This window comes from Cryobacterium sp. (assembly GCF_025463825.1).
Classification (GTDB): domain Bacteria; phylum Actinomycetota; class Actinomycetes; order Actinomycetales; family Microbacteriaceae; genus Cryobacterium.
In genome coordinates this window covers 1-4423 of record NZ_JAODBG010000076.1, presented here as the reverse complement: position 1 = coordinate 4423, position 4423 = coordinate 1, and the positions used below count along the sequence as shown (strand labels likewise).

Here is a 4423-nt window from a genome sequence, read left to right as displayed (position 1 = left end):
CACGCCTTCACCCTGCTGCCGGGCGATGTCATCCTGACCGGCTCGCCCAGCGCGGCCCGCCAGGTGACCGACGGTGACCTGGCCAGCATCGAGATCTCCGGCCTGGGCGTGCTCAGCAACCCGGTGCGCAGCGCGGCCTGAACCCCACAAGTGTTCCCCAAGCGGACAAGTGGTCCCGGTGCACCGGGACCACTTGTCCGAACGGGGAAGAGTTAGCGGTCAGGGCGCGGGGAACCAGGCGCGCACCTGGTCGGCGGCCGTCGTCAGGAGGGCGGCCGACTCGGCGGTGTTGACCCGGGCGAGCAGCATGGCGCTCATCGACAGGGTTGCGAGGGTCCGCACGCGCTCGTCGACCCGCGCGTCCGTGTGCCCGGGGGTCTGCTCGACGGAGGAGCCACCGGCGCCGCCAAGGGCGTTCCGGAGGGCCGCGGCCAGTTCGGTGCGGTAGGCCTCAACGACCTCGCGGGCGGGCTTGTCGTGCGCGGCCAGCCCGGTAGCGCAGTTGACCAGCAGGCACCCGCGGCGAGGGGAGTCCAGCGGCAGCTTGGCCACGGCGTCCCGCAGGTCGATGAAGTAGGTGAGCAGTTCGGCGCGCCCGGCACCATCCGCTTGCAGGAGGCTCAGGCGGGGGCGGATGACGGTGTCGCGGTAGTCGGCGACGGCGGCGTCGAAGAGCCCGCGCTTGCTGCCGAACGCGTGGTACAGGCTCGAACGGTTGAGGCCGGTGGCCGACTCGAGGTCCGCCAGCGAGGCCCCGTCGTAGCCGAGGTCCCAGAAGAGGTCGCGGGCGGATTGCACGACGGTCGTGCTGTCAAACGTCTGGAGCCGTCCCATGACCGGCCTGCCTTCCGTCCGCGGACGCCTGGTCCTGGGTGTTACCGGGAATGTTCTGTACTGCTCGTTTCACTATACCGATAGCCCGGCTATAGTAAATCGATCGGTGCAGAAAGAGTGCGGCACCACAAGCGCCCCGGCACCCACCGCGACCAGGGAGGAACTATTCATGACGACAGCCACCAGTACCCAGATCCAGCTCGCGGCCCGGCCCACCGGCTGGCCCACCGCCGCGAACTTCGCCACCGTTGTGGTCGAGCTGCCCGAGCTGACGGCCGGTCAGGTGCGCGTGGTCAACGACTACATCTCCGTCGACCCCTACATGCGCGGCCGGATGAGCGATGCCAGGTCCTACATCGCGCCGTTCGTGGTCGGCGAGGTCATGGGCGGCGGCGCCGTCGGGCACGTCATCGAGTCGGCGGCCGAGGCCGTTCCGGTCGGCAGCCTGGTCGTGCACCAGTACGGCTGGCGCGACGTCGTGCAGGAGGACGCAGCGGGCTTCCGCGTCGTTCCCGAGATCCCGAGTGTGGCCCGTCCGCCTATCTCGGTGTGCTCGGCATGACCGCGCTCACCGCCTACATCGGCCTGCTCGAGGTCGCCAAGCTCACAGAAGGCGACACCGTCTTCGTCTCCGGCGCTGCCGGTGCCGTCGGCAGCATGGTGGGCCAGATCGCCCGGCTCAAGGGTGCGGCCCGCGTGATCGGCTCCGCCGGCACCGATGAGAAGGTGGCCCTGCTCACCGAGAAGTACCGCTTCGACGCCGCGTTCAACTACAAGACCGGCGACATCGCCGGCCAGCTCGGCGAGGCCGCACCCGACGGCATCGACGTGTACTTCGACAACGTCGGCGGCGACCACCTCAGCGCCGCGCTCGGCGCGTTCAATGACGGCGGCCGCGCCGCGCTGTGCGGCGCTATCTCTCAGATGAACCGCACGGATGGCACCACCGGGGTGTCGAACATGGCGAACATCGTCACCCGCGGCCTCACCCTCACCGGGTTCACCATCGGCAACCACCTCCAGCACTTCCCGGCTTTCACCGAGCAGATGGGCGCCTGGTTCTCCGCCGGCGACATCGTCTTCGACGAGACCGTCGTCGACGGGCTGCAGAACGCCGTCGATGCCTTCCTCGGGATGCTTCGCGGCGAGAACACCGGCAAGATGGTCGTCAGGACGTCGTAATCCCGAAGCTTCCACCGTTGCAGGCACCACCGATTCAGAGACTGGAGAACCCATGACTTCCGTACTTTTCGTCGTCAGCGCTGCTGACCACTGGACCCTCAACGACGGCACCCTGCATCCCACCGGGTTCTGGGCCGAGGAGCTCGCCGAACCGCACCGGCTCTTCACCGAGGCCGGCTGGGCGATCACCATCGCCACGCCGAAGGGCGTCGCGCCCACCGTCGACGAGGGCAGCCTCGCCGCCGGCGCGACCGGTGGCGAGGACCGCTCCGCCGAACTGCGCAGCTACCTCCAGTCGATCCCCGCGCTGAAGAGCCCGGCATCGCTCGACGACGTCGCCCCCGCCGACTACGACGTCGTCTTCTACCCGGGTGGTCACGGCCCGATGGAAGACCTGGCGGTCGACACGACCAGCGGCCAGATCGTGACGGACACCATCGCATCCGGTCGGATCCTCGGCGTGCTGTGCCACGCTCCGGCGGCGCTACTCGCCGCGGAGGCAGCCGACGGCACCTGGCCGTTCCTGGCCTACCGGATGACTGGCTTCACCGACGCCGAGGAAGCCATTGGCGGACTCGCTCCGAAGGCCAAGTGGCTCGTGCAGGCGCGCCTGACCGAGCTGGGCGCGGCCTTCGTGGAGGGACCGTCGTTCGGTGAACACATCGAGATCGACCGCAACCTCTACACCGGCCAGAACCCCGCCTCCTCGGTGGCCCTGGCCACCGCCATCATCGAAGCGGTAGCGGCAAAAGAGTAGCTCCCCGCCGTTCCGGACCTCGCGAATGCGGTCCTGTGGTCACCTCCCGCACCGCGAGGCGACCACGGGGCCGCTTTCGGCACCGGGTGGGTTGCGCTCAGCGGGGGAGGGCCGTGAGGACGGCGGCCACATCCGCCGCGGTGTTCCAGAGGTGGAAACCCACCCGGGCGCGCCCGGCGCGGCCCGATGCGGTGATGCCTGCCGCGGTGAGGCGAGCCAGGTCGGCACCCGAGGGGTCGGCCCACGTCACGATCGCCTGGTTTCCCTGGGGCAAGCCGAGGCCCTCGCACAGCGCGTTCCCCAACCCGGTGTCGTGCGCGTACACGGCCGCCGGATCCCAGCGGGCGACAAATTCGAGGGCCACCCGGGCGCCCACCCAGGCGGGCCAGGCCGGCGACACGTCGAAGCGGCGGGCATCCGTCGCCAGGTTCATGGCAGGGCCGTAGCAGGATGACCAGGGCTCGTCGCCGGCAAACCAGCCTGCCTGCACCGGGCGCACCACCTCGGCCAACCCGGGCAGCACCGTGAGGAATGCGGCTCCCCGCGGCGCACCCAGCCACTTGTAGGCGTGGCAGATGGTGGCGTCGAAGTCGCCGGCATCCACCGGCAGCCAGCCGATGGCCTGCGTCGTGTCGCACAGCGTGAAGGCGCCCACCCTGGCGGCAGCGGAACGGACGGCCGCCGCATCCGCGATCTCGCCGGTGGCGGACTGCACGAGCGAGAACGCGACCAGCCAGGTGCGCTCGGTGAGCGAGGAGGCCAGCTGGTCGACCGGCACGTGCCGCACCGTGACCCCGCGGTGCTCCTGCTGTAGGAACGGAAACACCATCGAGCTGAAGTCGCCGTCGACGCAGACGACCTCCCGGCGGGCGGGCACGGCCGCGGCCAGCACGGCGGCCATCACCGACGCCTGCGACCCGATCGCCACCCGGTCTGCGCCCACCCCGACCAGGCCGGCGTACAGCGCCCTGGCCCGGTCGATGTCGCCCTGATAATGGGCGGGGGAGGCGTCGCCGCGTCCCCAGATCTCGGCGTCGGCACGCAGCGCCCGCACGGTGTCGATCGTCGGCAGCCCGGAGGTGCAGGCGGCCAGGTACCGGGTGGTCGTGGGTGAGTACGCGGCCTGAGCCTCGGCAATCCTCATGCCGGTGCTCGACGCGGGGGCCGGCGGGCGGGGCGCTGCGAGTCGCTCGGTGGAGAGGGGGGCCGGAACGCTGAAGTGCATGCCTCCAGCGTCCCGCCGGTCAATCCATTCGGCAATGCCCAGTGCTCGATCTGTTACATAACCGGTCGTTATGATTCAAGCATGCCCGAGAATATCCACCGTGCACATGACGTAGATTCCCACGCGCTTCGGATCGTGCACCGCATCAGCGAGCTGGGCTCGATCACCGCGGCGGCCCGCTCCCTCGGCTACAGCCAGCCCGCGGTGAGCCAGCACCTCAAACGGCTCGAGGCCCGCCTGGGCCTGCCGCTGGTCGCCAAGTCCGGCCGCGGCGTACGACTCACAGAGGCCGGCCGCATCCTTGCCCGGCATGCCGCCACCGTGACACAGGCGCTGGATGCCGCGGCGGGGGAGCTCAGTGACCTGGCGGGCCTCCGCAGTGGCCGGGTCACCCTCGCCGCCTTCCCCTCCGCCTCCGCCACGGT

5 protein-coding genes and 1 pseudogene are annotated in these 4423 nt (G+C 70.2%); 4 read left to right on the top strand and 2 right to left on the bottom strand.

Annotated elements, in window-relative coordinates; genetic code table 11:
• The first annotated feature begins 12 nt into the window (after nt 1–12).
• Complete coding sequence (locus JWP54_RS09535) at nt 13–141, top strand: fumarylacetoacetate hydrolase family protein (RefSeq protein ID WP_367274208.1); 129 nt, start codon at nt 13–15, stop codon at nt 139–141.
• Between the two features lie 78 nt (nt 142–219).
• Here the strand turns inward: JWP54_RS09535 and JWP54_RS09530 are convergent, their stop codons facing one another.
• Complete coding sequence (locus JWP54_RS09530) at nt 220–834, bottom strand: TetR/AcrR family transcriptional regulator (RefSeq protein ID WP_297370934.1); 615 nt, start codon at nt 832–834, stop codon at nt 220–222.
• A gap of 169 nt (nt 835–1003) precedes the next feature.
• Here JWP54_RS09530 and JWP54_RS09525 point away from each other — a divergent pair.
• Nucleotides 1004–2016: pseudogene (locus tag JWP54_RS09525) on the top strand (NADP-dependent oxidoreductase).
• A 52-nt stretch (nt 2017–2068) separates the two neighbouring features.
• Nucleotides 2069–2773 carry a type 1 glutamine amidotransferase domain-containing protein gene (locus JWP54_RS09520; protein ID WP_297370932.1) on the top strand — a complete coding sequence of 235 codons (705 nt, stop codon included), beginning with the start codon at nt 2069–2071 and terminating at the stop codon, nt 2771–2773.
• Between the two features lie 97 nt (nt 2774–2870).
• Here JWP54_RS09520 and JWP54_RS09515 read toward each other — a convergent pair whose 3' ends face one another.
• A complete protein-coding gene (locus tag JWP54_RS09515) occupies nt 2871–3917 on the bottom strand; it encodes an aminotransferase class V-fold PLP-dependent enzyme (RefSeq protein ID WP_297370929.1) in 1047 nt (348 codons plus the stop codon).
• Between the two features lie 162 nt (nt 3918–4079).
• Here JWP54_RS09515 and JWP54_RS09510 point away from each other — a divergent pair.
• The coding region (locus tag JWP54_RS09510) for a LysR family transcriptional regulator (RefSeq protein ID WP_297370927.1) at nt 4080–4423 on the top strand (344 nt) is incomplete at its 3' end.